Below are 4,741 nucleotides of genomic sequence, written 5' to 3'. Positions count from 1 at the left end.
TCATGGTTGTTACGTTCTCCTGGCGGAAGGGTTGTTGCGTATGCGGGGTATATAAGGGGCCGATCGCACGGATTCAATCGGGCGACTATTTCAAACTGTGTACGGCGGAGTATGGCAGAGGATCTGGCGGGGGCTGTGAGCTAGAGCGTTGCAGGATGTAAGAAACGGTCGTTGGCGTTTGTAGGAGGCTGCTTTGCCGCCCATCGCCGGCAAGCCGGCTCCCACAGAAGGCTGCGCAGGCCTCGAGCCTTGTGCTGCTTCTGTGGGAGAGGCATGCCTTACTGCGAATAGGTGCGCAGGAAGTTGCCGATCCGGCCGATTGCCGCTTCCAGGTCATCCACCCGCGGCAAGGTCACCACGCGGAAGTGGTCTGGCCACGGCCAGTTGAAGGCGGTGCCCTGCACGATCAGCAGCTTCTCGGACAGCAGCAGGTCCAGGGCGAACTTCTCGTCGTTGAGAATCGGGCAGACCTTCGGGTCGATCCGCGGGAACGCATACAGCGCGCCCATCGGCTTCACGCAGCTCACGCCGGGGATGTCGTTGAGCAGCTCGTAGGTGCGGTTGCGCTGCTCCAGCAGGCGGCCCGGCGGCAGCACCAGGTCGTTGATGCTCTGGTAGCCGCCCAGGGCGGTCTGGATGGCATGCTGGGCCGGCACGTTGGCGCACAGGCGCATGTTGGCCAGCATGTCGATGCCTTCGATGTAGCTCTGGGCGTGGTGCTTGGGCCCGGAGATGATCAGCCAGCCGGAGCGGAAACCGGCGACCCGGTACGACTTGGACAGGCCGTTGAAGGTCAGGCACAGCAGGTCTGGGGCCAGCGAGGCGGTGCTGATGTGCACGGCTTCGTCGTAGAGGATCTTGTCGTAGATCTCGTCGGAGAACACCACCAGGTTGTGCTGGCGGGCCAGCTCCAGCATGCCCAGCAGCAGCTCGCGGGAGTACACGGCGCCGGTCGGGTTGTTCGGGTTGATGATCACCAGCGCCTTGGTGTTCGGGGTGATCTTGGCCTTGATGTCTTCAAGGTCCGGGAACCAGTCGGCCTGCTCGTCGCACAGGTAGTGCACCGGCTTGCCGCCGGCCAGGCTCACGGCGGCGGTCCACAGCGGGTAGTCCGGGGCCGGGATCAGCACTTCGTCGCCGTTGTTGAGCAGCGCCTGCATCGACATCACGATCAGCTCGGACACACCGTTGCCCAGGTAGATGTCCTCGATGGTGACGCCTTCGATTTCCTTCTGCTGGCAGTACTGCATCACCGCCTTGCGCGCGCTGAACAGGCCCTTGGAGTCGCTGTAGCCCTGGGCGGTGGGCAGGTTGCGGATCACATCCTGGAGGATTTCGTCCGGCGCCTCGAAGCCAAACGGCGCCGGGTTGCCGATGTTCAGCTTGAGGATGCGATGGCCTTCCTCTTCCAGGCGTTTGGCGTGCTTGAGCACTGGGCCGCGAATGTCGTAGCAGACATTGGCGAGCTTGTTCGATTTGCTGAACTGCATGATGTGGTCCCGATTGAGAATACGCGGTGCGCCGCCGTCGAAAGGTTTGAAAGGGCAGGGCGCGGGTGCCAGACTTGAAGCCTTGCACACGAAGCCAACTAATATACGTGCCACCCGCGCCCTGGAAAAGACGGCGCGAGGTGAAATTCAGCCTGCCGAGGTCCCCCCATGCAAAAGATCGACAAAACCCTGGAACAATGGCGTGCGATGCTCGACCCGGAGCAGTACCAGGTGTGCCGCCTGAAGGGCACCGAGCGGCCGTTCAGTGGCAAGTACAACAGCGAGCGCCGCGCAGGCGTGTACCACTGCATCTGCTGCGACCTGGCGCTGTTCGATTCGCAGGCCAAGTTCGATTCCGGCTGCGGCTGGCCAAGCTTCTACGCGCCGATCGAACAGAGCGCGATGGTCGAGATCCGCGACACCTCCCACGGCATGATCCGCACCGAAGTCACCTGCGCCCAGTGCGATGCCCACCTGGGCCACGTCTTCCCCGATGGCCCGCCACCGACCGGCCTGCGTTACTGCATCAACTCGGTGTGCCTGGACTTCAAACCCCGCGACGGAGCCTGACCATGGCCGCATCGATGCTGGACATCCCCTGCGTCACCCTCGGTGGCGAGCACAAGGTGCTGGGCGACTTCCCGGGCAAGGCGCTGCTGGTGGTCAACACCGCCAGCCAATGTGGCTTCACCCCGCAGTACAAGGGCCTGGAACAGCTCTGGCAGGCCTACCGCGAGCGCGGCCTGGTGGTGTTGGGCTTCCCCTGCAACCAGTTCGGCAAGCAGGAGCCGGGGGATGCGCGGGAGATCGCGCAATTTTGCGAGGCCAACTTCGGCGTGAGCTTCCCGCTGTTTCGCAAGGTCGAGGTCAACGGCCCGGGTGCCCACCCGCTGTTCGTCGAGCTCAAGCAGCGGGCGCCGGGCCTTTTGGGGTCGCAGAAGATCAAGTGGAACTTCACCAAGTTCCTGGTCGACCCGGCCAGCGGCAAGGTCACCCGTTTTGCCCCCACCACCAAGCCCCAGGCCCTGGAAGCCGACATCGAGCGCCTGCTCAGCCGCTGAGCGGCACCCAGTGCTCGATCAGCGCCAGTAGCTCTTCGCGGCGAAACGGCTTGGCCAGGTAGTCGTTCATGCCTGCCGCACGGCAGCGCTCGCGTTCCTCGGGCATGGCGTTGGCGGTGAGGGCGACGATCGGCAGGTCGGGCCAGCGGCCGCTCTGGCGGATGCGCCGGCTGGCCTCGTAGCCGTCCATCACCGGCATGTTGCAGTCCATCAGCACCAGGTCGAAATCTTCCTGCGCCAGCAGCTCCAGGGCCTCGGCGCCCTGGGTGGCCAGCGTGACCTGGCAGCCGAGCTTGGCCAGCATGCCCTTGGCCACCAACTGGTTCACCGGGTTGTCTTCGACCAAGAGAATGCGTGCACGGCCAGCCGCAGCGTTCAGCGCCGGAGTTGCCAGCGGGTGCTCCGGGGCATGGCCCTGGAGGATGCGCCGCAGCGTCTGGTACAGGGCATTGCGTGCCAGCGGCCGGGCCAGCTGGTGCAGCGGCGCCAGTTGCGCCGATTGCTCTGCGGGTAGGAAATTGCCGTAGGCGGTCACCAGCAGGATCGGCGCCTTCAGGGTGGGGCGCAGTTGCAGCAGGTGGTCGAGGTCATCGGTGATCAGCAGGTCGACGCGCTCGGCGGGCAGGCTGGCGACGCTGTCGTGGCGCTGGTAGCTCAGCCCCCAGCTTGGCAGCAGGCCTTGCAACAACTCGCTGAGGCCGCTGGCGGCGGCGCTCAAGGCCAGCACCTGGCCGTGCAGGGGCGCGGCGGCGATGGCCTCGGTGTGGGTGGGCAGCGGCAGTTCGGCGCTGAAGCGGCTGCCGAAGCCGGGCTCGGAGTGGATGTACAGGCGCCCGTGCATGGCCTTGCACAGGTTGTGGGTCAGGGTCAGCCCCAGGCCGGTGCCGCCGTACTGGCGGGTAATGCCGGCACCGGCCTGGGTGAACGGCTGGAAGATCCGCGCCTGGGCCTCCTCGGGGATGCCGATGCCGGTGTCGCTGACCTCCAGGCGCACGCCGCCGACGATGCGCACCAGGCGGATGTCGACGCGGCCAAAACGCGTGAACTTGAGCGCGTTGGACAGCAGGTTGCTGACCACCTGGCGCACGCGCGTGGGGTCACCCAGCACCGAGCTTGGGAAGTCGTTGGCGATCAGGCAGGTCAGTTCGACGCTTTGCGCAGCGTTCTGCGACAGCAGGTTGGCGGTGTCCTCGACCATCGCCCCCATGTCGAACGGGATGCGTTCGAGCTCCAGTTGGCCGGCGTCGAACTTGGACAGGTCGAGGATATCGTTGAGCAGCTCCACCAGCACCTTGCCCGAGTCGTGGGCGATTGCCAGCTGCTGGCGCGGTTCGCTGGCCAGCGGGCTGTCCAGGGCCAGGGCGATCATGCCGAGCATGCCGTTGAGCGGGGTACGGATCTCGTGGCTCATGTTGGCCAGAAACGCCGCGCGCGCCTGGGCCATGTCCAGGGCCCGCTGGCGGGCTTCCTCCAGCTCCTGGTTGGACTGGCTCAGGCGGCTGTTGATGGCCTTGAGCTCGTCGGTGCGCGCCGAGACGATGTTTTCCAGCTCGTTGAGGTAGTCGGTCAGGCGGTTTTCGGCGCTGCGCCGCTGCTGGATTTCGGTGGCCATGCTGACGAACTGCTGGTTGGCGACCTTGACCAGCACGCCGATTTCGTCGAGCTCGTGGCCGGGCGGGCAGTCCACGCGGGTTTGCCGCGGTTTTCGCGGATCGCCGCCGCTGAGGGCGCCGATCACCGTCACCAGGGGCTTGGTCAGCATGAAGTAGAACAGCCCCAGGAGGATGCCGGTCAGCACCAGGCTGCGGGCAAAGCCGCTGAGCAGGGTGACCTCGGCGCGGTCGAGAAAGCGGCTGCCGAAGGCGAAGGTGTCGACTTCCAGGTACAAGGTGCCGAGGTACTCCTCGGGCATGTGGGTCAGGTACAGCTTGTCCTGGAACTGGCGCTGCTCGCCGAACAGGAAGTCGCTCAAGGGCCGGTAGCTGTCCTGCAGGCGCGCGCGCTCGACGTCGGCCAGCACGGTTTCGTTGTTGTCGATCAGCCGGGCGCGGATCACCGCAGGCGATTGCAGCAGGCCGCGGGTCAGCTCCAGGGCCAGTTCCGAATCGATGTTGTAGGCGATGCGCGAGGCCGGGTTGTGGCTGATTTGCAGCAGCGCCTGCACTTCGCGGTTGATGGATGCGTCTTCGC

4 protein-coding genes are annotated in these 4,741 nt (G+C 65.5%); 2 read left to right on the top strand and 2 right to left on the bottom strand.

The genetic code is table 11. The annotated features are described in order from the left end of the window. Positions 1-278 precede the first annotated feature (278 nt). The gene (locus tag B3E94_RS13870) at positions 279-1,490 is read right to left on the bottom strand and encodes a pyridoxal phosphate-dependent aminotransferase (RefSeq protein ID WP_039603103.1); all 1,212 of its coding nucleotides are present in this window, start codon (positions 1,488-1,490) and stop codon (positions 279-281) included. Positions 1,491-1,658: 168 nt separating this feature from the next. On the opposite strand from B3E94_RS13870, the gene msrB reads away from it, so the two are divergent. Both msrB and B3E94_RS13860 read left to right on the top strand, forming a co-directional pair. Then, on the top strand, positions 1,659-2,060 hold the full coding sequence (gene msrB / locus B3E94_RS13865) for a peptide-methionine (R)-S-oxide reductase MsrB (protein ID WP_176512063.1): 402 nt from the start codon (positions 1,659-1,661) through the stop codon (positions 2,058-2,060). A gap of 2 nt (positions 2,061-2,062) precedes the next feature. Then, on the top strand, positions 2,063-2,551 hold the full coding sequence (locus tag B3E94_RS13860; RefSeq protein WP_286913932.1) for a glutathione peroxidase: 489 nt from the start codon (positions 2,063-2,065) through the stop codon (positions 2,549-2,551). Here the strand turns inward: B3E94_RS13860 and B3E94_RS13855 are convergent. Next, a partial coding sequence (locus B3E94_RS13855) for a response regulator (protein WP_286913930.1) occupies positions 2,541-4,741 on the bottom strand: 2,201 nt, incomplete at its 5' end. The genes B3E94_RS13860 and B3E94_RS13855 overlap by 11 nt on opposite strands.

This window comes from Pseudomonas sp. UBA6315, from assembly GCF_002438125.1.
GTDB lineage: Bacteria > Pseudomonadota > Gammaproteobacteria > Pseudomonadales > Pseudomonadaceae > Aquipseudomonas > Aquipseudomonas faucium.
This window is presented reverse-complemented; position numbering and strand designations above follow the sequence as displayed.